This is a genomic window from Arthrobacter liuii, assembly GCF_014639275.1.
Taxonomy (GTDB): domain Bacteria; phylum Actinomycetota; class Actinomycetes; order Actinomycetales; family Micrococcaceae; genus Arthrobacter; species Arthrobacter liuii.
In genome coordinates, this window is sequence record NZ_BMFW01000005.1 from 143259 (window position 1) to 169191 (window position 25933).

Genomic DNA, 25933 nt, shown 5'->3' on the forward strand with positions numbered 1-25933 from the left:
AAGTCCGACGGCGGCGCGGAGGCAGGGCTTCGTCCGGAACCTTCCGCTGCCCACAAGTGATGGAGCGTTGAGGGGTTTGTTGCAGGAGGTGATGGAGCGTTCCGGACCGCGGGTGGGGAACGCCAACCAGAAAAGTCGGATTTCCCATGCAGAATCGGATAAAACAATTGGTCCCCGGCAATTCTGCCGGGGACCAATTGTTTTGCCGACGGCCGCGGTAAGCGGCCGGGCGGGATACTAGACCAGCGTTACGCCGGTAGCCTGGGGACCCTTGGCGCCCTGGCCAATTTCGAACTGAACGCGCTGGTTCTCGTCGAGGGTCTTGAAGCCGCCGGTCTGGATCTCGGAGTAGTGAACGAAGACATCGCCATCGGAGTCGTCCGGGGTGATGAAGCCGAAGCCCTTTTCAGCGTTGAACCACTTGACGGTTCCCTGTGCCATTTATTTCTCCTCATTGTGGAACTTTTTAAGACCGGCACACCTCGTGCCGGCCTTGGTCACTCCGCGAGAAGAATCCTGGGTTGCCTTGTCCGAAAAAAGGTCCGGCGCTGCAGGAGCTTCGCGCTCGCAACATGTCTTGCGAGCATGAAAAACACCTACACAAAGACTGACATAAGAATTTCATGCCCGTTCCCGCAGGTCAACGGCTCGAACAGCAAAAAGGAAAAAATTTGGGTAAAAACCAGATGACGCAGAAGGCGGCAGAGAAACCGGCCAATTAGGTGCCCGAAGCAACAAAGGAAAAACCTAGAAGAGCCGGGACTCAATGTCATCGACGCCGCGCATGGCGTCGTAATCCAAAGTAACGCAGTCGATTCCCCGGTCGTTGGCCAGCACCTTGGCCTGCGGCTTGATTTGCTGGGCCGCGAAGATGCCCCGTACCGGTGCCAGCAGGGGGTCGCGGTTGAGCAGCTCCAGGTACCTGGTCAGCTGCTCAACGCCGTCGATGTCTCCCCGGCGCTTGAGTTCAATGGCCACCGTGGCCCCGTCTGCGTCCCGGGCCAGGATATCCACGGGGCCGATTGCTGTGAAGTACTCGCGCCTGATCAGGGAGTAGCCCTGGCCCAGCGTTTCAATCTGTTCGGCGAGCAGCCTTTGCAGGTCGGCTTCGACCCCGTCCTTGATCAGTCCGGGGTCCACGCCGAGGTCGTGCGAGGACTCGCTGATCTTGTCGTGGATGTTGATGATGAGCCGGTCATCGGTCTTGGCCGACTGCACAGTCCATTGCTCCACGACGCCAAGTTCCAGGTCCACCTCGTCAGGGGATGAAACCCGGAGCGTGGCTGGAGGGCTCATCCAGTTCAGCGGCTTGTAGGAACCGCCGTCGGAATGGACCAGCACGGAGCCGTCTGCCTTGACCAGCAGGAGCCGGGTGGCGAGGGGGAGATGGGCTTTGAGCCGCCCCACGTAATCAACGGAGCAATGGGCTATGACAAGTCGCACGCCGTACAGACTATCGCGTGGGCTCCGCAGGCCGTGTCCGACGGCGGGACGCACGATGCACCGGAAGGGGCGGCAAGGTGCGGGGCCGGGGGAGTGGGCGGCCTGGGGCAGAATGGATATATGCCGCGTTCCAACCGTCCCCGCCGTCCTGTTTCCGGCAAGGGTTCCGCTTCCGGCAGGGGCGCAGGAGGAAAGAGTAACGGGGATGTCCCCGAGTTGGACCTGGAACGTGCCCGGGCAGGAATTGCCCGCCGGGAAAGCGCGCCCGACGGCCAGTGGATGGTCCGTACCATGACCGCGAAGAACGCCGAGAAGACCTACATCTGCCCCGAGTGCTCCACGGCCGTGCTGCCCGGCGTCGCACACCTGGTGGTGTGGAAGGACGACCACCTCTTTGGCGCCGCCGCCGGACTGGCCGAGCGGCGGCACTGGCACACGAACTGCTGGACGACGCGCAGCTACCGGTACCGCTGACATGCGCGGGCGTGGAAGAACCCCCGCGGTCGCTAAGCTGGCAGGCATGACTTTTGATCCGGCGTCGTACGAATTCACCCAGGCCCAGGGCCCCACGCCCATCCGTGCCTCCACTGTTTTGCCTGCCCGGCGGGAGAATATCGAGCTGCAGACGGAGGACGGCCACACGCTGGTGGGGGAGCTGGCATTGCCTGAATCCGGTCCGGTCAAGGCGACGCTGATTACGCTCCACCCGCTGCCCACGCACGGCGGCTTCATGGATTCCCACGTCTACCGGAAGGCCTCCTACCGGCTGCCGGCGCTGGCAGGCATCGCGGTGCTGCGCTTCAACACCAGGGGCACCGCCTCGCCGCGCGGCACCAGCAGCGGCGCCTTCGAGGAAGGGTTGGGGGAGCGCCACGACGTGGAGGCAGCCGTCCGCTTCGCCGTCGAACGGGGCCTGCCCAACCGTTGGCTGGTGGGCTGGTCCTTCGGCACCGAGCTCGCGCTGATGTACGGGGCGGTGGAGCCGGTGGCCGGGCAGATCGAGGGAGCGGTGCTGCTCTCGCCCCCGCTGCACCGCGCCACGGACAAGCATCTGCAGCTGTGGGCGGAATCGGGCAAGCCCCTCACAGTCCTGGTGCCCGAGCATGACGACTTCCTGCAGCCGGCCGAGGCAGCCGGCCGCTTCAGCCTGGTGCCGCAGGCCCGCGTGGTGGGAGTTGCAGGGGCCAAACACCTGTGGGTCGGGGAGAAGTATGCCGCCCGGGTCCTGAACGACATTGTGGCGCAGGTCAGCCCCGACCGCGCCGGAGTGGAACTGCCGCGGGAATGGGACGGGCCGACGGCGACTGCCGGCGCCTAGGGGCGGAGCCTTGGGGGCGGTGCGTTCAGTGCTGGTCCTGCCGGACGATATAAATCTCGCGCACCAGGAGCAGGACGGCGGCCGCCGTTGGAATGGCGATAAGGGCCCCGAGCACGCCCAGCAGGCTGCCGCCGGCAATGACGGAAATCACCGCCACCGCACCGGGGACGGCAACTGCCTTCTGCATGATGCGCGGTGAGATGAAGTACGCCTCGAACTGCAGGTAGGCGAAATAGCAGACGGCGTAAATGGCAGCGGCCTGCCACCCCTGGGTGAGGGACACGAGGATCACCACGATTCCTGCGATGACGCCGCCCACCAGGGGAATGAAGGCGAGCAGGACCACCACGAACGCCAGGAGCAGGGCGAAGGGGATGCCCACTATGGTCATCACGACGAACGCGAAGATGGCGTTAAGGATCGCCACACAGGCCTGCCCTATCACGTAGTTCCCCACTGACCGGGTGATTTCCTCGGACAGGGCGGCCACGCGCTTCCGGCGGGAGCGTGGCGCCAGCCGGTAGGCCCACTTCTTCATTGCCGGGAGTGCCGCCAGGAAGTACAGGCTCAGTACCAGGACGATAAGGGCGCCAAAAAGGCCGTTGGCCACGGTGGATCCGAATCCGACCACGCCGCCGAATATGCCGCCCATGGCAGCGGGGTCGTTGACGAACTTCTGCAGTTCCTCGGTGACCCGGTCGCGGACGCCAAACTGGTCGTCGAGGCTGCGGAAGAAATCCGAATCCATGAAATTGCGCACCCATTCCGGTGCCTGCCGCACGATCTCGGATACCTGCTCCACAATCGTGGGAATCAGGGTGGCAAAAAATCCGACGACGATGCCCATCAGGATAGTCACCGAGACCAGGATGCCGGCGGGCCTGGGGATCGTCCGGTTTTCGAGCCAGCCCACCACGGGTTCCAGGCCCAAGGCAATGAACAGCGCCGCCACGATCCACAACAGCAGTTGCGTTGTGTGGGATCCGATCCAGTAGACCAACAGCGCCAGTCCCACGCCTACGGTGCCCATGAACCCCATGTACAGCGGATGCTGGGGGGACATCCGCGGTCCGGGGTGTCCGAACTGCGGCTCCTCGTCACCATCGTTGTCCGCCTCCGGGCCCTGTCCGGTGTATTCGGGCGGCATCTCGAACCGCAGCCTGGGCTGCGCGCCGGGCAACGGCTGGCGGAGCCGGCGGACCACGTGGCCAAGGGCTGCAGCGGCAGAGCCTCCGCGGCGTGCCGCCATGCCCAGTGGAGGCACGGCGGCAGGGACAGGGCCCCCGGGATCCCCTGGATTTCCGGCTGCAGCCGAGGACGGGTCCGTGTTGTCAGTCACTGGTTTTAGGGGCCTGTTCCGTGCGTGGCACCGCCTTCGCGGGCCGGTGTGATGATCATCGCAAACACTATCAGCAGGCTTGTCACCATGAGCCAACATTGCCGCGCGGGGCCGGCAATGTCCGGAGCAGGGTGGCCAAAAAGGGGGCCGTGGTAACAAAAAGGCTACTATTGAAGGCAAACCCCCGCTGATGATAGGTGTTTCCCTTGCGTTTAAAGACTGCAGCCGCACTTGTGCTGCTCGGCCTCCTGACACTTTTGGCCGGCATCGGCCAGAGAACCATCTGGGCTCCATCCGAGACGGTGACCGCGTCGCTGCCAGCCGATGCTGCCGCCGCTCCGCTGACCGTCATCGACCAAAAGCTGCGCACCCAGCACGACGGAACCGTCAAGATCAACATCCAGGGCGACGGAAACTTCGTGCTGGCGTCCGGCAGGCCCGATGACGTCAGCGCCTGGGTCGGCCAGACTGCCCACAACACCATCACCGGGGTTTCCGAGGACGGGAAGTCCCTCCAGGTTGACCACGCCGATGGCGAAGGTACCGCCCCCAACCCGGCCGGTTCCGATCTCTGGGCGTCCAACGAGAACGCCAGCGGCGAGCTTGAGTACACCTGGACCCCGCCCGCCGACGGCGACTGGAGCCTCCTGCTCGCCTCCGACGGCACCAAGCCGGCACCGGCCACCGTGTCCATGACGTTCCCGAATGACACTTCCACCCCGTGGGCTGTTCCGTTGATGGTCCTTGGCGGCCTGCTGATCGTGGGCGGAATCGTCCTGGCGCTGCTCTCCGCCCGCAGGAAGAACGGCAAGGGCGACGGCGAAGGCGACAGCGGCTACGCCCGCCGCGCCCGTGCACGGAATGCCAAGTCGCAGAACCAGGCCCCGTCGTCGTCCTCCTCCAAGGTGACGATGATTGCAGCCGGCGTGGCAGCAGCTGTGCTGTCAGGATCCGGCACGGCGGCCCAGGCGGCCAGCCCCAGCCCGCAGCCATCGAGCAGCGCCTCGTCGCCGGCCAAGGAAGCAACCGGTTCTCCCGTCCTGCTGGACGCCCAGTTCCGCCGGATCCTGGAACAGGTCTCCAGCGCCACCGATGCCGGGGACGCCGCCAAGGACGCGTCCAAGCTCGCGGGCCGCGTGGGCGGCCCCGAGCTGGAAGTCCGCACCCAGAACTACAAGATCCGCTCCCAGGTGGGTTCCTACGAGCCGCGTATGCCCGTGCGCTCCACCAAGCTGCTGACCACGGTGGTCACCAGCGGCCGTGACTGGCCGCGTTCGGTGCTGGCCGTGACGCAGGGTGAAGGCAACGTGGTCCCGCAGATCCTGACGTTGGTCCAGCAGTCGCCGCGCGAGAACTACAAGCTGATGGAAACCACGCCCCTGCAGCCGGGCACCACCTTCCCGAACATCAGCCGCGGGGGCACTGAAACCATGGCCGCGTCGGCGAAGTCCGGGCTGCTTTACAGCGGTGAGGAAGCAATGTCCGGCCTCGCCGACAGGCTCACGTCCGCAGACTCGCCCTTCAAGGACAAGCTCGTCGAGGGCGCGTCCTCGCCGTACATCGCCGATACCCTGTCCTATCAGGCTGAGGTGGTAAAGGCCGGCGAAAACGGTAACTTCTCCTTCACCCACAAGGTGGTTCCCGAAAGCACCGTGGTGTTCCGCACCTCGGACGGCGGCGCCCTGGTCCTGGGCCGCATCAACTTCGGCTTCGAGGGCACCCCGAAGGCCGCAGGCGACAAGCTCAGCATCGGCGACGATGCCGCAGCCCTGGCCGGTGGCAAGGAAACCTCCACGGGCATGGTCCTGAGCTTCGCCGAGTCCATGGCGGTCTACGTGCCGCCGGCAGGATCGACGGACCCGATGAAGCTCGTTGCCGCCACCCGCGGCCTGGTGGGGGCCAGCTTCAAGTAGGGCCTTCGCGTGTTACCACCGGCAGCGGCCGGAGTGGCTAGAGTGGGAATCATGAGTTCGCCAGCTTCCCGCCCAGTCCCTCCTGCCGCTGCCAACCCGCTTAACCTGCGCGGCGCCGTCGACCTTTCCTCGCTGAAGCGCCCCGCAACTCCCTCGGGTGCAGCTCCGTCCGGCCCCGCAGCCGACGCCGCCCAGGGGCCCCAGACGGCCGGTCCCGGCGGTGGACCTGAGCTCAAGGTCAACGTCACCGAAGGAAACTTCCAACAGTTGGTGGAATTGTCCGCGCAGGTTCCGGTGGTGTTCGCCCTGTGGGCCCCGTACTCTCCGGAGTCGAGCAGCATGGTGGAGACCCTCGACCGGGTGGTTGCCAGTTACGGCGGCCGCCTGGTCCTTGGCGCCGCCGACATCGAGGCCTTTCCGCAGCTTGCCCAGGCCTTCCAGGTGCAGGCTGTCCCCACCGCCGTCGCTGTCCTCAAGGGGCAGCCGGTACCGCTCTTCCAAGGCGGGGCCGACGAACAGCAGGTGCGCAGCCTCTTCGACGAACTCCTCAAGGTGGCCGCAGCCAACGGGGTCACCGGAAGCCTGGACGCCGGTACAGCCGCTGAACAGGAACCTGCCCCGCTGCCGCCGCTGCACCAGGCCGCCTTCGATGCCATTGAAGCCGGCGACTATGCCGCGGCCGCCGAAGCCTACCGCCAGGCGCTGAAGGAAATGCCGTCGGACCACGAGGCCAAAGCCGGGCTGGCGCAGGTGGAGCTGATGGACCGGCTGCAGCCGTTGTCCGCCCAGGACAGCGAGGCCCTCCGCGCCCGGGCGGCAAACGAGCCGGACAACCTTGACGCGCAGCTTGCAGTGGCGGACCTTGACGTGGCCGGCGGCCACGTGGAGGATGCCCTGAACCGCCTGGTGGCGTTCATCGGCAGGAACTTCGGCCCGGAGCGCGAAACCGCACGGGTACGGCTGCTGGAACTGTTCGACGTGGTGGGCGCCGGTGACGAGCGTGTGGCAAAGGCGCGCCAGGCGCTGGCACGGGTGCTGTTCTAGTGCCGGCCCTGTTCCAGCCGCTGACACTGCGCTCCATGGAGCTGCAGCACCGGGGCTGGGTTTCGCCGATGTGCCAGTACAGCTGTGATCCCGATGACGCACCAGGGGTTCCGAACGACTGGCACCTGGTTCACCTGGGCGGGTTCGCCGCCGGCGGTGCGGCGATGATCCTCACGGAGGCCTCGGCGGTGAACGCCGAGGGCCGGATCAGCCCGCGCGACGCAGGCCTCTACAACGACGAGCAGGCGGCGGCCTGGCAGCGGATCATTTCCTTTGTCCACCGGCACGGTGCCGCCGGCGCCAAGATCGGTGTGCAGCTGGCCCACGCAGGCCGGAAGGCGTCCACGTATTGGCCGTTTTCCGGCAAGCACGGCAGTGTTCCGCCGTCCGAGGGCGGCTGGGACACGCTGGGACCGTCCACAACTTCTTTCGAGGGATATGCGGCGCCTGCCGCGATGACCGTGGAACACATCCAGGGCGTCATCGCCGATTTTGCCGCCGCCGCTGTACGCGCAGTGGACGCCGGCTTTGACACCATGGAGATCCACGGGGCGCATGGCTATCTCCTGCACCAGTTCCAAAGCCCCCTGATCAACCAGCGCGACGATGAGTGGGGCGGGGACGAAGCCGGACGGAACCGGCTGATGCTGGCCGTGGTTGACGCCGTCCGTGCCGTGATTCCCGATTCCATGCCCCTGCTGCTCCGGATCTCGGCCAGTGACTGGGCACCGGGGGGCGTGGACCAGGCCGCATCCGTCCGGCTGGCACGCGAGGCGGCCGTACACGGTGTGGACCTGGTGGATGTCTCCAGCGGCGGGGCCGTGGCCCACCAGCGGATCAAGCCGGGACTGGGCTACCAGACCGGATTCTCCGCTGCCATCCGTGAGGAGGCGGGAATCGCCACCGGCACCGTGGGCCTGGTAACCACTCCCGGCCAGGCCGAGCATGCCATTGCCACTGGCCAGGCCGATGGCGTCTTCATTGCAAGGGCGGCGCTGCGTGACCCCCATTGGTGGCTCCGCGCCGCCTTCGAACTGGGCTACGACATCGCCTGGCCGCCGCAATACGAGCGCGCTGTCCCGCGGCGCAGCTTCTGACCACGGAGTCCGCCATGGCCCGCCCGGAAAGGAAGGAACCGCAAACCCCTGTTGACCGGCAACTGGAAGCGAAGATCCTGGAACTCCTTGCTTCCCGGGCTGCGACGTCCACCATCTGCCCGTCTGATGCCGCCCGGGCGGTGGGCGGTGATGACTGGCGCCACCTCATGGAGCCTGCCCGCGAGGCCGCACGGCGGCTGGTTGATGCCGGGCAGGTCCACATCACCCAGGGTGGTTCCGTGGTTGATCCCGCCGCGGCGAGGGGCCCGATCCGGATCCGCAAGGCGCCCTGACGGCCACGGCCGCCTGTCAGCCCAGCAGGTCGTCCACGTAGCACCAGCGCCACTCTTCGCCGGGCTCAATGCTGCGCATGACAGGGTGGCCCGTTTCCTTGAAGTGGCGGCTGGCGTGCCGGCCCGCGGAGGAGTCGCAGCAGCCGATGTGTCCGCACGCAAGGCACATGCGCAGGTGCACCGGTGTGGTGCCCTCCCGCTGGCAGCCGGCACACGCGGGATTGTCGGGAAGCGGCAACGGCATCGCTGCCGTCAGGTGGTCGCAGACGCCGCCCGGCTGGGACAGCCCCTCGCCGCCACCACCCTCGGCAGCGGAGTCAAGCTCGTTGAGGGAAGCATCCAGCATGGACTCCTCGACATCCAGCCGTTCCAGGACCTCGCTGAGGACTTCATGGGCGAAGTCCCCGCCGCGCCTGAGCTCCAGCACCTTCTCCCGTTCGGCCTCCAGCATGGCCATCCGCAGCTGTGCGTACCGCTGGCTGGGGGTGGCCGCTTCTGCTGCGGGCCTGCCCAGGCGCTCCCAGGCCGCCAGCCCCCGCTCCTGGGTCCGCCGCCGCAGCATGTCCATGACCTCCGGCGGATCGCTCTCGCGCCGCAGCTGCTCCAGCCGCTCCATCCCCGCAGCGGTGGCCAGCTGCATCAATGAGGCCTGGTTCAGCGCATCCTCGCGCCGGTCCGGCCCCGGCACGCCAAGGGCCCGGACCAGGGCCGGCAGCGTGAACCCCTGCAGCACCAGGGTGCCGGCCACCACCACCATGGCGGCCAGGACCAGCACGTTGCGGTGCTCCAGGTCATCGGGCAGGGTCAGGACGGCGGCCAGGGTGACCACGCCGCGCATGCCCGCCCAGGACACGATGGCTGGAAACTGCCACGGCGGCGCAGGGTCCTTCCGCTGCACGGAAGGAATCAGCCGGGGCAGATACGTTGAGGGAAAGACCCAGATGGGGCGCAGCACCAGCACGGCCAGCAGGATCACGGCGCAGCCGAGCCACACCCGGCCAGCCCCCAGCGAATCGTCCTGGACGCTGTCAATGATGGTCCGTACCTGCAGGCCGATCAGCAGGAATACGGAATTTTCCAGCAGGAACTGGACTGTGTCCCAGTTGCTGCGGGCGCTTTGCCGCGCAGCGCCGTTGGGCATGGACGGCGCCTTGGTGCCCATCACCAGGCCGGTGACGACGACGGCGAGAACGCCGGACCCGTGGATGGCCTCGGCCGGGAGGAAGGCAACAAACGGGGCCATCAGCGATGTTGACGTATTGATGGCCACGTTGCTGATGCGCTTCCGGATTTCGGTGAGGACGAACGCTGCAGCGAGGCCCACCACCAGTCCGCCGCCGGCCGCCACCACGAAGCCGCCGGCCAGGTCCAGCGCCGAGACGGAACCGGCGATGGCAGCCACCGCGGCACGCAGGCACACCAATGCCGTGGCGTCATTGACCAGCGATTCGCCTTCAAGAATGTTGACGATCCGGCGGGGCATGCCCACTCTCCGTGCGATGGCCGTGGCTGCCACGGCATCCGGGGGTGCCACCACTGCGCCCAGGGCGATGGCTGCGGCCAGCGGGATCTCCGGGAAGAGCCACCACACCACCACCCCAACCCCCAGCGTGCCGAAAATGACGTAGCCCACGGACAGCAGTCCGATGGAGCGGCGGTTGGATTTGAAGTCGAACAGCGATGTGCGGAACGCGGCAGCGTAGAGCAGGGGCGGCAACAGGCCAACCAGCACCAGTTCGGGGTTCAGCTCGACCGGCGGAATGAACGGCAGGAACGATCCCGCCACCCCGGCCAGGACCAGCAGCAGGGGAACCGGGATATTGAGTCTGCGGCCTACGGCGCTGCCGGCGCACACCACGGCAACGATCACCAGCAGGCCCAACGCGATGTCCATGAGGTTAGTCTCGCACCCCCGCAAGCACCGGCCCCGGACTAGGCTGGCATCATGACTGCTCCGATACCTGACCAGGCGTCGAACCCAGGGCCCGTGGCCGCCCTTTCCATCCGCGGGCTGGCCAAGCGGTTTGGCGGGAAAATCGCGGTGGACGGCATCAACCTGGAGGTCCCCGCGGGTTCGTTTTTCGGCATCGTGGGACCCAACGGCGCGGGCAAGACAACCACGCTCTCCATGACCACCGGCCTCCTGCGCCCGGACTTCGGTACTGCGGTGGTGCACGGCGTGGATGTCTGGCAGCACCCGTTGGAAGCCAAACGCCTCATGGGGATCCTGCCCGACGGCGTTCGGCTTTTCGACCGGCTTACCGGTGCGCAGTTGATTACGTATGCCGGGCTGCTGCGCGGCATGGACAAGGCAGTGGTGGCTTCGCGGGTGGGGGAGCTGCTGGCAGCCATGGACCTTACCCAGGACGCGGGCATGCTGGTGGTGGACTACTCGGCCGGGATGACCAAGAAGATTGCCCTGGCCTCGGCCCTGATCCACGCACCCCGGCTCTTGGTGCTGGACGAGCCCTTCGAAGCCGTTGATCCCGTGTCGGCAGCAAACATCCGCTCCATCCTGGACCGGTACGTGGCCTCCGGCGGAACCGTCATCGTGTCCAGCCACGTGATGGACCTGGTGCAGCGCATGTGCGACCACGTTGCGGTGGTGGCCCGTGGCAGGCTGCTGGCCGCGGGGACCGTGGATGAGGTGCGCGCCGGCGCCTCCCTGGAGGACCGGTTCGTGCAGCTGGTCGGGGGCCACAGCCACACGGAAGGCCTGGAATGGTTGCGCACCTTCTAAGGCTCAAGCTCACGCTGCTCCGCAATGGACTGCGGCGCAGCCCCTGGCAGCTGGTGGGCATGGCCATCGCCGCACTCTATGCGCTCGGAGTAGTGGCAACCCTGATCATTGCCCTTGTCCTGCTGCGCAACGCAAGTCCCGTCACCGCCCATACGGCAGTGGTCCTGGGCGGGTCAGCCGCCGTGCTCGGCTGGGGAGTGATTCCGGTGGTGGCCTCGGCCACGGACATGACCCTCGATCCTGCCCGCTTCACCACCTTTGCCATTCCCAGGAGGCAGATGCTCGCCGGCCTTGCCCTTGGCGGGCTGATTGGCATCCCCGGCCTTGCCACCGTCGTCGTGGCCCTGTCCACCGTCGTGACCTGGTCCCGGGGCGTGCTTCCCGCGCTCGCAGCCCTGGTGGGCGCGTGCCTGGGGGTCATGACCTGCATCGTGCTGGCCAAGGTGGTCACCACTGCCACTGCCAGCCTGGCCGCTTCCCGGCGCTTCAAGGACATCAGCGCCATCGCGTTCATGGTTCCCCTGGTCCTGCTCGGGCCGATCGTGGCAGGGGTTGGCCGCGGCATCTCAGCATCCACGGGATTCCTGCCGGAGTTCGCCGGGACGTTGTCCTGGACGCCGCTCGGGGCGCCCTGGGCTCTCGGCGGCGACATCGCGTCCGGGCGGCCCGGGCAAGCCGTTGTGAAGCTGCTGGTTTCGGTGGCGGTCCTCGGCGCCCTGGCCTGGTGCTGGAACCTGCTGCTCGAGCGGGCACTGGTTACCCCGCCGTACGCCGGTGCCGGGAAGCGCCGGGGCGGCAGGCTGGGACTGTTCGGCGTTTTGCCGGCCACCCCGGCCGGCGCCGTGATGGCCCGGTCGCTCACCTACTGGCTCCGGGACCCGCGGTACTCGGGCTCCCTGGTGGTGATCCCGCTGCTTCCGGTGGTGCTGGCGTTCCAGGGGGCGCAGACCGGCAGCTACGGCAGCCTGGCCTTCCTTGCCCCGGTGTCCGCCTTCATCCTGGCCTGGTCCATTTCCGCGGACGTCTCGTACGACAACACCGCGTTTGCGCTGCACCTGGCCACAGGGGTCCGCGGCGCGGCGGACCGCCTTGGCCGGGCCCTGGCGTGCATGACCTTCGCCCTGCCCGTGGTGCTGGTGTTCTCGACCGGTTACGCGGCATTCACCCGTAACTGGAGCGCGCTGCCGGGCCAGTTGGGGTTCAGCCTGGGGATCCTCTTCACGGGACTGGGACTGTCCTCGGTGGTGTCGGCCCGCTATACGGTGACCGTCCCATTGCCCGGGGACAGCCCGTTCAAGAAGCCGCCAGGCAACGTGGGCCAGACCCTGGCCGTGCAGTTCATTGGAATGCTGGTCCTGATGGTCCTGGTCCTGCCCGAGGCCGCACTGCTGGTTGTCCAGGCGGCCACGGGCAACGTCATGTTCGGCTGGCTCAACCTCGCCGTGGGAACCCTTCTGGGCCTGGGCCTGTTCCTGGCCGGTGTGCGCCTGGGCGGCAGGTGGCTCGATGCCCGCGGCCCGGAACTCCTGGCGCAGGTTACCGTCAACCGCTGACAGTTCCAGGGAAAGGAACAACATGGAAATCGTTATCCTTGGCAGCAGCAGGCAGATCGGAGAACTCGCCGCAGACGCCATTGAGCAACTGATCCGGCGCAAGCCCGACGCCGTCCTCGGCCTGGCCACAGGATCCTCTCCGCTGCCCCTCTATGACGAGCTTGCGGCGCGGCATGAACGGGGCCTGGACTTCAGCAGGGCCTCCGCGTTTGCGCTGGACGAATATGTGGGCCTGCCGGCCGGGCACCCCGAGTCCTACCGCGAGGTGATCCGCCGGGAATTCACCAACCGGGTGAACATCGCGCCGGAGAACGTCCACGGCCCCGATGGAACCGCGCCTGACATTCCTGCCGCCTGCGAGGCCTACGAGCAGGCCATTGCCGATGCCGGCGGCATCGACCTGCAACTGCTGGGCGTGGGCACTGACGGCCACATTGCCTTCAACGAACCGGGCTCCTCCTTGGCATCGCGGACCCGGATCAAGAGCCTGGTCGAGCAGACGCGGCGGGACAACGCCAGGTTCTTCAAGAGGCTGGCCGAGGTGCCGCACCACGTCATCACGCAGGGATTGGGCACCATCATGGCGGCGCGGCATGTGGTCCTCCTGGCCAAGGGTGCGCAAAAGGCGCAGGCCGTCCGCGACTTCGTGGAAGGACCGGTGGCCGCCATCTGCCCCGCCTCCGTGCTGCAGTTCCATCCCCACGCCACGGTGCTGGTGGACGAGGCTGCCGCCTCGGCTCTGAGCCTCGCGGATTTTTACCGCCACACCTATGACAACAAGCCTGCCTGGCAGGGACTGTAGCAGCCTCAGCGGTGGGTGCGCGGCGGGCCGGAAAAGTACGACGGCGGCCGGTGCCGGACCCCGGCGCGGGCGTGCCGCCGTCGAACGCGCGTCCGGTGGAAAGGCTAAGATGGATGCCATGACTAGCATGACGGACCCTCTCGAAAACGACCCGATGCGCGAGCTTTCCGGGGCTGGAACGTCCACGGCCACCATTGAGCGCGAGGAACTGCGCCAGGAAGTGGAGCCGGGCGACCGGGAGCGCTTCTCGCACTATGTGCGGAAGGAAAAGATCATGGAGTCCGCGATGACCGGGGAACCCGTCATCGCACTGTGCGGCAAAGTCTGGACGCCGGGCCGGGACCCAAAGAAGTTCCCAATCTGCCCCACGTGCAAGGAGGTCTATGAAGGCCTCCGGCCGGGCAACGACGGCGGCAAGGGTCCCGGAGGGGACTCGGGCAGCAACAAGTAGTGACGGAGACGCTCTTTGGCGGCCCCACGCTGCCTCCGGCCTATCCGGAACGTGCAGCCTGGGGAACCGCCCCGAAACTCCGTGCCTGGCAGCAGGAAGCCCTTGACCTCTATCTGGCGAACACTCCGCGCGATTTCCTGGCGGTGGCAACCCCGGGTGCCGGTAAGACCACCTTCGCGCTGCGGATCGCTTCCACGCTGATCGACTCAGGTGCCGTCAACCGGGTGACCATCGTTGCGCCCACGGACCACCTGAAGCGCCAGTGGGCGGATGCCGCTGCCAAGGTTGGGATCGCGATCGACCCCAACTTCAAGAACTCCGACGGCCAGCACGGCCGCGGCTTCATCGGCGTCGCCGTCACCTACGCGCAGGTGGCCAGCAAGCCCCTGCTGCACCGCGCAAAGACCGAGGCAGCCCGGACCCTGGTGATCCTGGACGAGATCCACCACGGCGGCGAGGCCCTGTCCTGGGGTGACGGCCTGCGGGAAGCGTTCGATCCGGCGGTGCGCCGGCTGTCCCTGACCGGTACCCCGTTCCGCTCGGACACCTCGCCCATCCCGTTCGTGGAGTACGCCGAGGACCGCGACGGCATCCGGCGCTCCAAGGCCGACTACACCTACGGCTACGGCAACGCCCTCCGTGACCACGTGGTCCGGCCGGTGATGTTCATGGCCTATTCGGGCCAGATGCGCTGGCGCACCAGCGCGGGCGAGGAAATGGCAGCCTCCCTTGGCGAGGCCGCGGTGACCAAGGACATCACCTCGCACGCGTGGCGAACGGCACTGAACCCGGCGGGGGAGTGGATTCCCGCGGTCCTGGCCGGCGCGGACAAGCGGCTCAGCGAAGTGCGCCGGACCGTACCGGACGCCGGTGGCCTGGTCATCGCCACGGACCACGAGGATGCCAGGGCCTACGCCGGGCAGCTGAAGAGGATCACCGGTGAGTCGCCCACCGTCATCCTGTCCGACGACGCCAAGGCCTCCAGCAAGATCGAGGAGTTTTCTGCCGGGGACAGGCGCTGGATGGTGGCGGTCCGCATGGTGTCCGAAGGAGTGGACGTTCCGCGTCTTTCCGTGGGCGTGTACGCCACCTCCACCTCCACCCCGCTGTTCTTCGCGCAGGCCGTGGGGCGCTTCGTGCGTGCCCGCAAAAGGGGAGAAACGGCGTCGGTCTTCCTGCCCTCCGTCCCGCAGCTGATGGCGCTGGCCAACTCCATGGAAATGGAACGGGACCACGCGCTGGACCGGCCGGAAAAGGAGGACGGGGACGGGCTCTTCAACCCCGAGGAGTCCCTGATGGAGGAGGCCAACCGCGAGGAGAAAGCCTCGGACAGCCTCACCAAGGGCAAATTCGAAGCCCTGGACTCCCAGGCGTCCTTTGACCGCGTGTTGTTCGACGGCGGCGAGTTCGGCACCGGCGGTGAGGTCGGTTCCGACGACGAGCTGGACTTCCTGGGGATCCCGGGCCTGCTTGACGCGGAACAGGTGGGGACGCTGCTGCGCCAGCGCCAGCACGAGCAGCTGAACCGCAAGAACCGGAAAGCGCCGGCCGCTGCGGCCCAAAGCCAGGCCCCGGCGGTTCCAGACCACCGGATGCTGATGGATCTGCGCAACGAGCTGGCCAAGAACGTGGCCGCCTGGTCTGCCCGGACCGGCACCCCGCACGGCGTGGTGCACACCAAGCTGCGTACGGTCTGCGGCGGCCCTCCGGTGGCACAGGCCAACGAGGAGCAGCTGAAGTCCCGCCTGCGCAAGCTCCAGGATTGGTTTGTGGGCCGCAAATAGCGGTTCAGGCGATGTCTGCCCCGCCGAGTTCCATCTCGGCAACAGTGTCTTCCAGGTCCTCGGCGATGCCGGCGGTCAGCGACCGCACCACGGTGACGCCGTAGCCGGCCTGGACAGCGTCGAGCGCGGTGGCCTTGACGCAGTAGTCGGTGGCGATGCCGACCACCACCACATCCTCCACGTCGTGGCTCTGCAGCCAGTCATCGAGGCCGATGGCGTCCTCATCGGGTTCCAGCGAAGGGGTGCCGGGCAGGCCGCCCGCTTGGCGTTCCCCGGTGGGGACGGCGTCCTCCGGGGCCAGCAGCCCTTCGAAACCTGAGTAGGCGGCGGCGAACTGGCCTTTCCGGAAGTATGCGTCGATGTACTCGGTGTCCAGATCCGGGTGGAGATCCGCGCCGCGGGTGCCCGCAACGCAGTGCCGCGGCCAGCTGTCCTTGTAATCGGGAGTCTCGGAAAAGTGGCTGCCGGGATCGATGTGCCAGTCCTGGGTGGCCACCACGTGGTCGAATTCGCTGTTGTGGGCGTCCAGGTACTCGCTGATGGCAGCGGCCACGGCAGCTCCGCCGGGAACGGCGAGAGAGCCGCCCTCGCAGAAATCGTTCTGGACGTCCACGATGATCAAAGCGCGGGACATCAGTGCTCCTCGTAGGTGGTGGGGATCGCGGGCTCGCCACGCTGCAGGCGGTTGACCACCGACGGGAGCTCCGCCATGGAGTCGGCGTGGCGCTGCCGTGCGCGGAGGACGCCTTCGTGTCCGGTCCAGCCCGGCAGCAGTTCGCCGTTCTTCATGAACTGCTGCAGCAGCGGCCGGTCGTTGCCGTCGTCCTCCGGCCGGTGGCCCACCCCCACCACCTCTCCGGTGGCGGTGCCGCGTTCGTCCAGCTTCCGCAACGCATACTTGCGCCCTCCCACGCTGGCCTTGTTCTTGGCCGCCTTGGCCACAGACACGAAGTTGCCGGCGTCGTCCGTGCGGCTGACCAGCTTGTAGACCATGCTGGCAGTGGGGGCGCCTGAACCGGTGACCAGCGACGTGCCCACGCCGTACGAGTCCACGGGGGCAGACCGCAGGGCAGCGATGGCGTATTCGTCCAGGTCCGAGGTCACCACGATTTTGGTGTGTTCGTTGCCGAGGTCGTCCAGCAGCCGGCGCACCCACTGCGCCTGGGCCACGAGGTCGCCGGAGTCCAGCCGGACGGCACCAAGGCGCGGACCCGCAAGCTCCACGGCCGCGCGGACGGCCTTTTCGACGTCGTACGTATCCACCAGCAGGGACGTGCCCTCGCCCAGCGAGGCAATCTGGGCCTCGAAGGCCTCCCGCTCGGTATCGTGCAGCAGCGTGAACGAGTGGGCGGCCGTGCCCACCGTCTTCACGCCGTAGCGGATCCCCGCCTCAAGGTTGGAGGTGCTGTCAAAGCCGGCAATGATCGCGGCGCGCGCGGACGCGGTTGCGGCTTCCTCGTGGGTGCGCCGGGAGCCCATTTCGATGCAGGGCCGGCCGCCGGCGGCACTGACCATCCGGGAAGCCGCGGAGGCGATGGCGGTGTCGTGGTTGAGGACGGACAGCAGGTAGGTCTCCAGCATGCACGCTTCGGCGAACGAGGCCTCCACGATCAGGATCGGGGAGTTGGGAAAGTACGCTTCGCCCTCGGCGTAGCCCCAGATGTCGCCGGAGAATTTGTAGTTGGCCAGGTATTCCAGGGTCTCCCGGTTGACCACCCGCGTACGCTCCAGGAAATCCAGCTCGGCCTGGCCGAAGCGGAAGTTCGCGATGCCCTCCAGGAGGCGTCCCGTGCCCGCAACAATCCCGTAGCGCCGGCCATCAGGGAGGCGCCGCGCAAACGCCTCGAACACGGACCTGCGGTGCGCTGCCCCCGAGTGGAGGGACGCCTGCAGCATGGTCAGCTCGTAGTGGTCGGTGTAGAAGGACGTGCGGGGTTGGTCCCAGCCGGCTGAGGTGCTCACGAAAATCACTCTATCGGGCGTCCCCATAGAATGGACAGATGACCATTAGCGTTGCGCCCGGCCCTGATACACAGGAGGGCATCCGGACCGGCACGGCAGAGTCCACCGACTCCCTGACCGCACCGGACATCCCCTGGAACCTGGTGATCTGGAACGATCCCGTCAACCTCATGAGCTACGTCAGCTACGTATTCCAAAGCTACTTTGGCTATTCCGAGAGCAAAGCCAACAAGCTGATGATGGAAGTCCACAAGAAGGGCCGCTCGATCGTCGCCGCGGGCAGCAAGGAACAGGTGGAGCGGCACGCAGTGGCCATGCACGGTTTCGGGCTCTGGGCCACGGTGGAGAAGGCCAGCGGCGGAAACGACGGGGATTCCAGGAAGTCAGGCAAGTCCGGCGGTCCGGGCCAGGGTAAGGGGAAGCGTGGCTAAGGCATTCAAATACGGACTCAAAGGCATCACGGGCTACCTGGAGCCGGCCGAACGCGACCTGCTGCGCAGCCTCATCGACGACGTCATTTCCATGCTCCAGCCGGAGGACCGCACGGGGCAGGACCCGTTGGCAGCACTGATCGGCCTGGACATGGACGTGGCCGAACCAACGGACCGCGCCGTCAGGCGGTTGCTTCCCAATGCAGTCAAGGACGACGGCGCCGCCTCCCTTGAGTTCCGCCAGCTCACCGAGCGTTCGCTGCGGGAAACAAAGATCGGCGCCCTGCGCGCGGCTGCCCTGGACCTGGACAAGGACGAGATCGTGCTGACGCCCGAAGGGGCACGGCACTGGTCCATGGCGCTGAACGATGTGCGGCTGGTCCTGGCCGAACGGCTGGACATCCGGGACGAGGCCGACGCCGAGCACGTCCACCGCATGCAGGACTGGTCCCAGGCCGAGGATGTGGAGAGCTACCTGGCGCTTGTGTACAACTTCACCACCTGGCTCCAGGAGTCCCTGGTCCAGGCCATGCTGCAGTCCATGGAGTCCCGCCGGTGAGCCGCGGCGGCCAGGGGGAGGCCGTCCGCTGTGACACAGCAGACATGAGTCTCCGGACACAAGATGATGGCTGACGCTTCCGGGACCCCCTATCCTCGAATAATCATGACAACAGCCCCGAGCATGGAACCACCGGCGGAAACACAGCCCGCGCCCGGCGAAAGCGGTCTTCCGGCCGCTGCCCCGGAAGCCCGCCCCATCGGCGTCTTCGATTCGGGCGTCGGCGGGCTCACCGTGGCCCGCTCCATCATCGACCAGCTTCCCAACGAGTCGATCCTCTACGTGGGGGATACCGCCCACGGGCCGTACGGGCCGCTCCCCATCGCGGAGGTGCGGGCCAACGCCCTGGGCGTGATGGACGAACTCGTGGACTCCGGCGTCAAGCTGCTCACCATTGCCTGCAACTCGGCGTCGGCCGCTGTCCTGCGGGACGCCCGTGAGCGGTACACCGCCAAATACGGCATCCCGGTCATCGAGGTCATCCAGCCGGCGGTCCGGCGGGCCGTGGCCGCCACCCGCAGCGGAAGGGTGGGCGTGATCGGCACCTCCGCGACCGTGGGCTCCCGCGCCTACGACGACACCTTCGCCGCGGCGCCTGACCTGGACATCACGTCCGCGGCGTGCCCCGAGTTCGTGAGCTACGTTGAGGCCGGAATCACCACAGGCCCCGCCCTGCTCGCCGTAGCCGAGGAATACCTGGCACCGCTGAAGGCAGCCGGGGTGGACACCGTGGTCCTCGGCTGCACGCACTACCCGCTGCTGACAGGCGTCATCTCCTACGTCATGGGCGCGGATGTCACCCTGGTCTCAAGCGCCGAGGAAACCGCCAAGGACGTCTACCGTGCCCTGGCCACCCACAATTTGCAGCGCACCTCCGAGGCCCCGCCCGAGCACCATTTCGTGGCCACCGGTGATGCCGGGCAGTTCGAGTCGCTCGCCCGCCGGTTCCTGGGTCCGGAAGTACTGTCCGTCCGCCACGTAGACCATGTGGCTGCGCAGTACCCCACGGGCAGCCTGGCCCGGATCACCCCCGAGATGATTGCTGCCGCGCAAAGCGCGCGCAACCGCCCCAGGATCTCGAACTTCGTGGGCGGCGGGTTCGCCGGGGCGCGCCGCGGCGGAGGGCGCGCGCTGTGAAGCTGACCATCGTGGGATGCACGGGTTCGTTCCCGGGGCCCGGCTCCCCGGCGTCGTGCTACCTCCTGACCGCCACCGACGGTGAACGGACGTGGAAGGTGGTGATGGACCTTGGCAGCGGAGCGCTGGGGGCCATCCAGCGATACACGGACCTGGAGGACATCGACGCGATCTTCCTCACCCATTTGCACCCGGACCACTGCATGGACCTGTGCGGCCTGCACGTTGCCATCCGCTGGAAGCCCGGCGGCTGGGGCCGCGGCCGGGTCCCCGTATGGGGCCCCGCCGCAACCGCTGACAGGATGGCCACCGCGTACGGGCTGGACCTGGACCCCGGCATGCATGATGAGTTCGACTTCACCAACTGGACCGAACGCGAACCAGTGACTGTGGGGCCGTTCACCATCACCCCCTTCGCCGTAAACCACCCCATCGAGGAGGCCTATGCCCTCCGGGTGGAGGTGCTTGAGCCGGGCAGGGACGGCACTCCGGTGTCCCGGATCCTGACCTACTCCGGGGATACCGATTCCTGCGCAGGGCTTGAGGAAGCTGCCAAGGACGCCGATTTGTTCCTGTGCGAGGCAGCCTTCGAAGAGGGCCGCGACGACGGCATCAACGACGTGCACCTCACGGGCAAACGGGCGGGGGAGGCTGCGGCGGCAGCCGGCGCCCGGCGGCTCCTGCTGACCCACATCCCGGTGTGGACGTCCCAGACCACCGTGCTGGCCGAAGCCCGGCCGGTGTTCCCTGGCGACGTGGCCGTTGCTGTGGCGGGCGTGCACTACACCATTTAGCGGTGGCCGCACTCGATAAGCTAAAGGCATGACATCTGAAGCAACTGCAGTACCCATTGTGCGAGCCGACGGCCGTGCCCCCGACCAGCTCCGGCCCATCAGCATCACCCGCGGATGGTCCAACCAGGCTGAGGGATCCGCGCTGATCGAATTCGGCAACACCAGGGTGCTGTGCACGGCCTCGCTGACCGCCGGTGTCCCGCGATGGCTCAAGGGCGAGGGCCGCGGCTGGGTTACGGCGGAGTACGCGATGCTGCCGCGCGCCACCAACACGCGCTCGGACCGCGAGTCCGTCAAGGGAAAGATCGGCGGCCGCACGCACGAGATTTCGCGCCTGATCGGCCGCTCGCTGCGCTCCATCATCGACACCAAGGCCCTGGGCGAGAACACCATCGTGCTGGACTGCGACGTGCTCCAGGCCGACGGCGGCACCCGCACCGCTGCCATCACCGGCGCCTACGTGGCCCTGGCCGACTCCATCCGCTTTGCCCGCGACACCAAGCTCATCGCCAAGAACGCCCAACCCCTCCTGGACACCATCGCGGCCGTGTCCGTGGGCATCATCGACGGCGTTCCCATGCTGGACCTGCCGTACGTGGAGGACGTCCGGGCCGAAACCGACATGAACGTGGTGGTCACCGGCTCCGGCAAGTTCGTGGAGGTGCAGGGAACCGCAGAGGGTGCCCCGTTCGACCGGGACGAGCTGAACCAGCTCCTGGACCTGGCGCTGCTGGGGACCGCCCAGTTGGCTGCCATCCAGCGCGAGACGCTGGCGGACACCCTGTGAGCGGTGCGGCGCCCCGGTTGGTGCTCGCCACGCACAACAAAGGCAAGCTCCGCGAACTCCGTGAGCTGCTGCGCGGCCAGGTGCCCGGGCTCGACGTCGACACCCAGGTTGTGGACGCCGCGGCGGCGGGTGCGCCGGACGTCGTCGAAAACGGCGTGACGTTCGCCGAGAACTCGCTGCTCAAGGCACGCGCGGTGGCCGGCGCCACCGGCCTGGTGGCGATCGCCGATGACTCCGGGCTCGCCGTGGACGTCATGGGCGGCGCCCCCGGCATCTTCTCTGCCCGCTGGGCAGGACGGCATGGTGACGACGCAGCCAACCTCGAACTCCTGCTGAACCAGCTGTCCGACGTTCCGGACGAGCACCGCGGCGCCGCGTTCGTCTGCGCCGCAGCACTGGCGGTGCCCTCGGATGCGCAAGGTCCGGGGCGCGAGGTCGTGGAGTACGGGCAGCTGGAGGGCATCCTGCTGCGCGAACCGCGGGGGGCAGGCGGTTTTGGCTATGACCCCGTGCTGCAGCCGGCCGGGGAGGACCGCAGCTGCGCCGAACTGTCCGCCGAGGAGAAGAACGCCATCAGCCACCGCGGCAAGGCCTTCCGGGCGCTGCTGCCGTCCATCGTGGCTGCGCTGGAAGCTGCGGGGTAGGAAGACCCACAAAAAGGTGCGCACCCCGGCGGGGTGCGCACCTTTTTGGACGTTCAAAAGGGGTCGGAAGGCTACTGCTCCGGCCGGCCGCCGTGGATGTTGCGGGGAGTCTTCTGCTCCGGGCGGCCGCCGTGGATGTTGCGGGGAGTCTTCTGCTCCGGGCGGCCGCCGTGGATGTTGCGGGGAGTCTTCTGCTCGTCTTTCGGTTCGTGTTCCTCGATGAATTCATCAACGGTGTCAGTGCCATAGGCCTTTGCCTGGCGTTTGGCGGACAGCCCGCGCAGGAGTTCGATGCCGATGGGAACCACCGAGACCAGCACGATGGCGATGAAGATGATGTCCAGGTTGTCGCGGACCCAGGGGACCTTGTCGCCCAGCAGGTAGCCCAGCAGCGTAACGCCGCCGCCCCACAGCACTGCGCCGATGACGTTGTAGATGAAGAACTTCCGCCGGCTCATTTGCGCAACACCCACGATGACCGGAACGAAGGTCCGGATGATGGGAACGAAGCGTGCCAGGATCAGGGCCTTGCCGCCGTGCTTTTCAAAGAAGGCGTGGGCATTCTCGATGTTTTCACGCTTGAAGAGCCGCGAGTTGGGCTTGTTGAAGAGGGTTGGGCCGGCCTTGGACCCGATGAGGTATCCCGTCTGGTTGCCGATGATGGCTGAGACCACGATCAGCAGGGCCAGGAGCCAGATGTTGAACTTGATGGTGTCCGTGGCCACCAGCAGGCCTGCGGTGAACAGCATGGAGTCGCCGGGCAGGAAGAATCCCACCAGCAGGCCGGTCTCGGCAAAGACGATCCCGCACACCAGCAGGACCACCCAGGGGGCGAGCGCGGGATCGGCCAGGAAGACCTGGGGGTTCAGCCAATCGGGCAGGAAGGAAGCCATTTTCGGCTGGACCGGTCCCGCACCGCCCAGCATGGACACAGCGAGGTCATTCATCACAGGAAAGTTCACCCCTCAAGGGTACTTGACGGGGCTGTGTCTCCCCGGGTGGGGCGTACGCGGCAGGTAAGGTAAGGGCCGTGGGTTTGGATTTTACGGCGATCGACTTCGAAACAGCGAACGGCTTCCGCGGCTCCCCGTGCTCGGTGGGGCTGACGAAGGTCAGGGGCGGCAGGATCGTGGCGGAAGCCTCCTGGCTGATGCGCCCGCCGCCGGGCTACGACCACTTTGACCACAACAACGTCCGGATCCACGGCATTACGGCCACGGACGTTGCGGGCACGCGCCGCTTTGGCGAGCTGTTCCCGGAAATCGGCGCCTTCATCGGGGACGACGTGCTGGCCGCCCACAACGCAGCGTTCGACCTGGGCGTCATCCGCTCCGCACTGGAAGTATCCGGCCTGCCCGGTCCCGCCTACGACTACGTCTGCACCGTCATGCTCTCCCGGCGCTGCTACTCGCTCGTCTCCAATTCCCTTCCCTTTGCCGCCGAGGAAGCGGGCGTGCCGCTGGTCAACCACCACGACGCAGCGGAGGACGCCCGTGCCTGCGCCGGCATCCTCATCGACATCGCCGCGCGCAACGGTGCCAACAGCATCGCCGAACTCTATCTGTCCCTGGGGCTGGCGATGCCCCGCCAGCAGGCCTTCGATCCCGCCACCGGCGACCTGTCAAAGCCCAGCCTGGCGGCCATGGCAGGCGCCTCGGGCAACGGGGCCGCCCTGGTCCGCCGGTTCCAGTCCGGCTGGCCGGAGGAAGGGTTGAACCCGGAACCCAACCTGGACGCCGAGCCCGGCCACCCGTTGTACGCCCAGACGGTGGTGTTCACCGGGCAACTCTCTATTAACAGACCTGAAGCAAAGGTGCGCTCCGCCCGGTGCGGCGCGCGGACAGAAAGCCGCGTCACCGGTCGGACCACCGTCCTGGTGGTGGGGGATGGGTTCGTCGCCTCGGACCTGCGCTCGGGCAGGCTCACCGGCAAGGCCCGCCGTGTCCTGGAACTCCATGAGCGGGGACAGGCCATCGAAGTGTTGTCCGAGGGCGAGTTCCTGCAAATGGTGGGCAGCGGGGACGTTCCCGAAAGCCCGGGCCCGGGTGCCGGCGATTCTTTCGATGGCGCCTACGCGCCTGCCGTCAGCGCCTGACTTTCCGGCGCTGGAGGGGGCGAACGGTCATGCGGCGCAACAAAGCTTGGTCGCCCGGGGGCAGCCTCCTTACGCTTGCGTCATGGCCTCCCTGTTCGCTTTCCCCAATCCCGTCAATGAATACGCCGCCCGCGTCACGGCAGCGCTCGTGGTGCTGCTCGCCGTCGTCACGGCCGTGGCAGGTTCCGTTTGGGGGCTGGCTGCCATCACCATCGGTTTCTGGCTGAGGCTGCTCTTTGGCCCGCGGATTTCCCCCCTGGCGCTGCTGTCGGTGAAGGTGATCACCCCCAGGCTGGGAAAGGTGAAGCTGGTCCCCGGGCCGCCGAAGCGCTTTGCCCAGGGGATCGGCGCCGCGGTGTCCACCGCCGCCCTGCTGCTGTTTGCTGCCGGTGCGGCACCGGCAGCCTGGGCGCTCCTTGGCATCCTGGTGGTTGCGGCGTCGCTGGAGGCCTTCGCCGGGTTTTGCCTGGGGTGCACGATCTTCGGGTTCCTGCAGCGCCGCGGGGTGATCCCCGAGGACGTCTGCGAGGCCTGCAACAACATCAGCCTTCGCCGGTCGTAACCCTTACCAGCTGATCGGCCATGCCCTGGACTACCTCCGGTGCTTCCAGGGCCCCTAGCCACTGCGCCGGGAGGCAGTCCTCCCCGTACAAGGCCCCCAAAATGTTTCCCGCCAGCGAGCCTGCGGTATCGCTTCCGCCCCCGTGGTTCACGGCCAGCGCCACGGCTTCCCGGAAATGCCGGGCCGGCTGCACGGCAGCGCCGTCGGCCGGCAATGTGGCAAGGACCGCATAAAGCGCGACGGCGAGTGCTTCCTCCGCCATCCAGCCTTCCCCCAGCACCCGGACCAGTTCCTCGGGGCTGGCGACACCCCTGTCCGCCAGGCGGACCGCGGCCTCAAGCCGTGCCGGCAGTTCGGGCGCCACGTCGGGCAGTGCGGCCGCCTGTTTGGTGACGGCGGCAGCAGCCTCCCGCAGCCCCTCGCCGCTCACCAGCCTATGGACCAGCAGGCTGAAGATGCCCGCACTCTGGCGCGCGGCGGGGTGTCCGTGCGTCAGGGCGGCGGCGTCGGCACTCAGCTTGTAGGCGGCGTCGGGAGCAATGTGCGGAACCAGCCCGAACGGCGCCGAACGCATCACCGTGCCGGCACCCTTCGCCCCGGCGTTAACAGGCCGCGCGGCGGTTCCCATTTCTCCGGTGGCGAGCCCGGTGATGCAGTCCTTCTCGGGATGCCTGCGCTGCCGGAGCACCTCGTTGCCGTCGATCCAGCGGGGCTGGGGCGCCGGCGCGGACGGTGCGCCCTCTTCGCCCTGAGTCGCCAGCCAGCGGAGGTAGGCCAGCCAAAGGCACGCGTTCACGTCGGCGCCCACGCCGGAGTTGGCCCACTCCAGTGCCTCCACCAGTCCGTCCACGGTGTACAGGGTCAGTTGGGTGTCGTCGGAAAAGTGGCACGGGCCGGACAGGTCCTCCAAGCCCGTCAAACCCTGTGCTCCGAAGCGCTGCCGGATCTCGGCGATGGAATCGAACTCCACGGCGTAGCCCAGCGCATCTCCCAGCGCTCCTCCCAGCAGGGAACCGTGGATCCGGGACTTGAGGGTGGGCACGGGGATGCCTGGGTCAGAGCTCATGGAGTAAATTTACCGTCCATGGACCGGGCCCGGCGTACCCCGGCCCCGGTCCACCGCGGACAGCCGCTGCCCAGCAAACGCACAGCCTGTGCTGGAATACTGCTCGGGTTGCCCCGCGC

The 25933-nt window shown here is 67.3% G+C and carries 27 protein-coding genes; 19 read left to right on the forward strand and 8 right to left on the reverse strand.

Annotation, left to right across the window (positions count from 1 at the left end):
* Nucleotides 1-237 precede the first annotated feature (237 nt).
* Both IEW19_RS08240 and nucS read right to left on the reverse strand, forming a co-directional pair.
* Complete coding sequence (locus tag IEW19_RS08240) at nt 238-441, reverse strand: cold-shock protein (RefSeq protein ID WP_011692441.1); 204 nt, start codon at nt 439-441, stop codon at nt 238-240.
* Nucleotides 442-747: 306 nt separating this feature from the next.
* Entirely contained in the window at nt 748-1443 is a 696-nt protein-coding gene (gene nucS / locus IEW19_RS08245; RefSeq protein ID WP_188571168.1) for an endonuclease NucS, read from the reverse strand.
* 120 nt (nt 1444-1563) lie between these two features.
* Here nucS and IEW19_RS08250 point away from each other — a divergent pair, with 120 nt between their 5' ends.
* Both IEW19_RS08250 and IEW19_RS08255 read left to right on the forward strand, forming a co-directional pair.
* Entirely contained in the window at nt 1564-1917 is a 354-nt protein-coding gene (locus IEW19_RS08250) for an Rv1322 family protein (protein WP_188571169.1), read from the forward strand.
* Nucleotides 1918-1963: 46 nt separating this feature from the next.
* Nucleotides 1964-2761 (forward strand): alpha/beta hydrolase, encoded by a 798-nt coding sequence (locus IEW19_RS08255; RefSeq protein ID WP_188571170.1) that lies wholly within the window; start codon nt 1964-1966, stop codon nt 2759-2761.
* 25 nt (nt 2762-2786) lie between these two features.
* Here IEW19_RS08255 and IEW19_RS08260 read toward each other — a convergent pair whose 3' ends face one another.
* Nucleotides 2787-4100 carry an AI-2E family transporter gene (locus IEW19_RS08260; RefSeq protein ID WP_188571171.1) on the reverse strand — a complete coding sequence of 438 codons (1314 nt, stop codon included), beginning with the start codon at nt 4098-4100 and terminating at the stop codon, nt 2787-2789.
* A gap of 233 nt (nt 4101-4333) precedes the next feature.
* Here IEW19_RS08260 and IEW19_RS08265 point away from each other — a divergent pair, with 233 nt between their 5' ends.
* From IEW19_RS08265 to IEW19_RS08280, 4 genes are read left to right on the forward strand one after another with little or no spacing between them, the layout of a single operon-like run.
* Complete coding sequence (locus IEW19_RS08265; RefSeq protein WP_188571283.1) at nt 4334-6013, forward strand: DUF8094 domain-containing protein; 1680 nt, start codon at nt 4334-4336, stop codon at nt 6011-6013.
* Nucleotides 6014-6064: 51 nt separating this feature from the next.
* Nucleotides 6065-7057 (forward strand): tetratricopeptide repeat protein, encoded by a 993-nt coding sequence (locus IEW19_RS08270; RefSeq protein WP_188571172.1) that lies wholly within the window; start codon nt 6065-6067, stop codon nt 7055-7057.
* Nucleotides 7057-8154 carry an NADH:flavin oxidoreductase/NADH oxidase gene (locus tag IEW19_RS08275; protein WP_188571173.1) on the forward strand — a complete coding sequence of 366 codons (1098 nt, stop codon included), beginning with the start codon at nt 7057-7059 and terminating at the stop codon, nt 8152-8154. The genes IEW19_RS08270 and IEW19_RS08275 overlap by 1 nt, the downstream gene beginning before the upstream one ends.
* Before the next feature lie 14 nt (nt 8155-8168).
* Nucleotides 8169-8447, forward strand: coding sequence for a DUF3253 domain-containing protein (locus IEW19_RS08280; RefSeq protein WP_188571174.1), 279 nt, complete (start codon nt 8169-8171; stop codon nt 8445-8447).
* Between the two features lie 16 nt (nt 8448-8463).
* On the opposite strand, the gene IEW19_RS08285 is transcribed toward IEW19_RS08280, so the two are convergent.
* Nucleotides 8464-10341 (reverse strand): Na+/H+ antiporter, encoded by a 1878-nt coding sequence (locus IEW19_RS08285; RefSeq protein WP_188571175.1) that lies wholly within the window; start codon nt 10339-10341, stop codon nt 8464-8466.
* Nucleotides 10342-10392: 51 nt separating this feature from the next.
* Between IEW19_RS08285 and IEW19_RS08290 the strand changes: the two genes are divergently transcribed.
* From IEW19_RS08290 to IEW19_RS08310, 5 genes are all read left to right on the forward strand, one after another.
* Complete coding sequence (locus IEW19_RS08290; protein WP_188571176.1) at nt 10393-11187, forward strand: ABC transporter ATP-binding protein; 795 nt, start codon at nt 10393-10395, stop codon at nt 11185-11187.
* On the forward strand, nt 11169-12740 hold the full coding sequence (locus tag IEW19_RS08295) for a transporter (RefSeq protein ID WP_188571177.1): 1572 nt from the start codon (nt 11169-11171) through the stop codon (nt 12738-12740). Before IEW19_RS08290 ends, IEW19_RS08295 begins: the two co-directional genes overlap by 19 nt.
* 22 nt (nt 12741-12762) lie before the next feature.
* A complete protein-coding gene (gene nagB, locus IEW19_RS08300) occupies nt 12763-13542 on the forward strand; it encodes a glucosamine-6-phosphate deaminase (protein ID WP_188571178.1) in 780 nt (259 codons plus the stop codon).
* Between the two features lie 109 nt (nt 13543-13651).
* Nucleotides 13652-13993 carry a DUF3039 domain-containing protein gene (locus tag IEW19_RS08305; protein WP_188571179.1) on the forward strand — a complete coding sequence of 114 codons (342 nt, stop codon included), beginning with the start codon at nt 13652-13654 and terminating at the stop codon, nt 13991-13993.
* The gene (locus IEW19_RS08310) at nt 13993-15777 is read left to right on the forward strand and encodes a DEAD/DEAH box helicase (protein ID WP_188571180.1); all 1785 of its coding nucleotides are present in this window, start codon (nt 13993-13995) and stop codon (nt 15775-15777) included. Before IEW19_RS08305 ends, IEW19_RS08310 begins: the two co-directional genes overlap by 1 nt.
* Before the next feature lie 4 nt (nt 15778-15781).
* Here IEW19_RS08310 and IEW19_RS08315 read toward each other — a convergent pair whose 3' ends face one another.
* The gene (locus IEW19_RS08315) at nt 15782-16411 is read right to left on the reverse strand and encodes an isochorismatase family protein (RefSeq protein ID WP_188571181.1); all 630 of its coding nucleotides are present in this window, start codon (nt 16409-16411) and stop codon (nt 15782-15784) included.
* Complete coding sequence (locus IEW19_RS08320) at nt 16411-17739, reverse strand: nicotinate phosphoribosyltransferase (protein WP_188571182.1); 1329 nt, start codon at nt 17737-17739, stop codon at nt 16411-16413. Before IEW19_RS08320 ends, IEW19_RS08315 begins: the two co-directional genes overlap by 1 nt.
* Nucleotides 17740-17777: 38 nt before the next feature.
* On the opposite strand from IEW19_RS08320, the gene clpS reads away from it, so the two are divergent.
* The 6 genes from clpS (at nt 17778) to rdgB (ending at nt 22091) form a co-directional block, all read left to right on the forward strand.
* Nucleotides 17778-18170 carry an ATP-dependent Clp protease adapter ClpS gene (gene clpS / locus IEW19_RS08325; protein ID WP_188571183.1) on the forward strand — a complete coding sequence of 131 codons (393 nt, stop codon included), beginning with the start codon at nt 17778-17780 and terminating at the stop codon, nt 18168-18170.
* Entirely contained in the window at nt 18163-18729 is a 567-nt protein-coding gene (locus tag IEW19_RS08330) for a DUF2017 domain-containing protein (RefSeq protein ID WP_188571184.1), read from the forward strand. Before clpS ends, IEW19_RS08330 begins: the two co-directional genes overlap by 8 nt.
* 105 nt (nt 18730-18834) lie before the next feature.
* Nucleotides 18835-19866, forward strand: coding sequence for a glutamate racemase (gene murI / locus IEW19_RS08335; protein WP_373283575.1), 1032 nt, complete (start codon nt 18835-18837; stop codon nt 19864-19866).
* On the forward strand, nt 19863-20660 hold the full coding sequence (locus IEW19_RS08340) for an MBL fold metallo-hydrolase (RefSeq protein ID WP_188571186.1): 798 nt from the start codon (nt 19863-19865) through the stop codon (nt 20658-20660). Before murI ends, IEW19_RS08340 begins: the two co-directional genes overlap by 4 nt.
* 28 nt (nt 20661-20688) lie before the next feature.
* The gene (rph, locus tag IEW19_RS08345) at nt 20689-21447 is read left to right on the forward strand and encodes a ribonuclease PH (RefSeq protein WP_188571187.1); all 759 of its coding nucleotides are present in this window, start codon (nt 20689-20691) and stop codon (nt 21445-21447) included.
* The gene (gene rdgB, locus IEW19_RS08350; RefSeq protein ID WP_188571188.1) at nt 21444-22091 is read left to right on the forward strand and encodes an RdgB/HAM1 family non-canonical purine NTP pyrophosphatase; all 648 of its coding nucleotides are present in this window, start codon (nt 21444-21446) and stop codon (nt 22089-22091) included. The genes rph and rdgB overlap by 4 nt, the downstream gene beginning before the upstream one ends.
* Nucleotides 22092-22162: 71 nt before the next feature.
* On the opposite strand, the gene IEW19_RS08355 is transcribed toward rdgB, so the two are convergent.
* On the reverse strand, nt 22163-23038 hold the full coding sequence (locus IEW19_RS08355) for a DedA family protein (RefSeq protein WP_229748390.1): 876 nt from the start codon (nt 23036-23038) through the stop codon (nt 22163-22165).
* An 83-nt stretch (nt 23039-23121) separates the two neighbouring features.
* Between IEW19_RS08355 and IEW19_RS08360 the strand changes: the two genes are divergently transcribed.
* Nucleotides 23122-24186 (forward strand): 3'-5' exonuclease, encoded by a 1065-nt coding sequence (locus tag IEW19_RS08360; RefSeq protein WP_188571189.1) that lies wholly within the window; start codon nt 23122-23124, stop codon nt 24184-24186.
* Between the two features lie 82 nt (nt 24187-24268).
* Nucleotides 24269-24748 carry a DUF4395 domain-containing protein gene (locus IEW19_RS08365; protein WP_188571190.1) on the forward strand — a complete coding sequence of 160 codons (480 nt, stop codon included), beginning with the start codon at nt 24269-24271 and terminating at the stop codon, nt 24746-24748.
* On the opposite strand, the gene IEW19_RS08370 is transcribed toward IEW19_RS08365, so the two are convergent.
* Entirely contained in the window at nt 24729-25814 is a 1086-nt protein-coding gene (locus IEW19_RS08370; protein ID WP_188571191.1) for an ADP-ribosylglycohydrolase family protein, read from the reverse strand. The two genes, IEW19_RS08365 and IEW19_RS08370, sit on opposite strands and share 20 nt — an antisense overlap.
* Nucleotides 25815-25933: the final 119 nt, after the last annotated feature.

Excerpts from the sequence above, each read along its gene's own strand:
- IEW19_RS08295 (WP_188571177.1), top strand. The coding sequence starts at position 11,169 with ATGGTTGCGCACCTTCTAAGGCTCAAGCTCACGCTGCTCCGCAATGGA.
- clpS (WP_188571183.1), top strand. The coding sequence starts at position 17,778 with ATGACCATTAGCGTTGCGCCCGGCCCTGATACACAGGAGGGCATCCGG.
- IEW19_RS08280 (WP_188571174.1), top strand. The coding sequence starts at position 8,169 with ATGGCCCGCCCGGAAAGGAAGGAACCGCAAACCCCTGTTGACCGGCAA.
- IEW19_RS08255 (WP_188571170.1), top strand. The coding sequence starts at position 1,964 with ATGACTTTTGATCCGGCGTCGTACGAATTCACCCAGGCCCAGGGCCCC.
- IEW19_RS08305 (WP_188571179.1), top strand. The coding sequence starts at position 13,652 with ATGGATGCCATGACTAGCATGACGGACCCTCTCGAAAACGACCCGATG.
- nagB (WP_188571178.1), top strand. The coding sequence starts at position 12,763 with ATGGAAATCGTTATCCTTGGCAGCAGCAGGCAGATCGGAGAACTCGCC.
- IEW19_RS08250 (WP_188571169.1), top strand. The coding sequence starts at position 1,564 with ATGCCGCGTTCCAACCGTCCCCGCCGTCCTGTTTCCGGCAAGGGTTCC.
- IEW19_RS08240 (WP_011692441.1), bottom strand. The coding sequence starts at position 441 with ATGGCACAGGGAACCGTCAAGTGGTTCAACGCTGAAAAGGGCTTCGGC.
- IEW19_RS08355 (WP_229748390.1), bottom strand. The coding sequence starts at position 23,038 with ATGAATGACCTCGCTGTGTCCATGCTGGGCGGTGCGGGACCGGTCCAG.
- IEW19_RS08290 (WP_188571176.1), top strand. The coding sequence starts at position 10,393 with ATGACTGCTCCGATACCTGACCAGGCGTCGAACCCAGGGCCCGTGGCC.
- IEW19_RS08365 (WP_188571190.1), top strand. The coding sequence starts at position 24,269 with ATGGCCTCCCTGTTCGCTTTCCCCAATCCCGTCAATGAATACGCCGCC.
- IEW19_RS08285 (WP_188571175.1), bottom strand. The coding sequence starts at position 10,341 with ATGGACATCGCGTTGGGCCTGCTGGTGATCGTTGCCGTGGTGTGCGCC.
- IEW19_RS08315 (WP_188571181.1), bottom strand. The coding sequence starts at position 16,411 with ATGTCCCGCGCTTTGATCATCGTGGACGTCCAGAACGATTTCTGCGAG.
- rph (WP_188571187.1), top strand. The coding sequence starts at position 20,689 with ATGACATCTGAAGCAACTGCAGTACCCATTGTGCGAGCCGACGGCCGT.
- IEW19_RS08370 (WP_188571191.1), bottom strand. The coding sequence starts at position 25,814 with ATGAGCTCTGACCCAGGCATCCCCGTGCCCACCCTCAAGTCCCGGATC.
- IEW19_RS08270 (WP_188571172.1), top strand. The coding sequence starts at position 6,065 with ATGAGTTCGCCAGCTTCCCGCCCAGTCCCTCCTGCCGCTGCCAACCCG.
- murI (WP_373283575.1), top strand. The coding sequence starts at position 18,835 with ATGACAACAGCCCCGAGCATGGAACCACCGGCGGAAACACAGCCCGCG.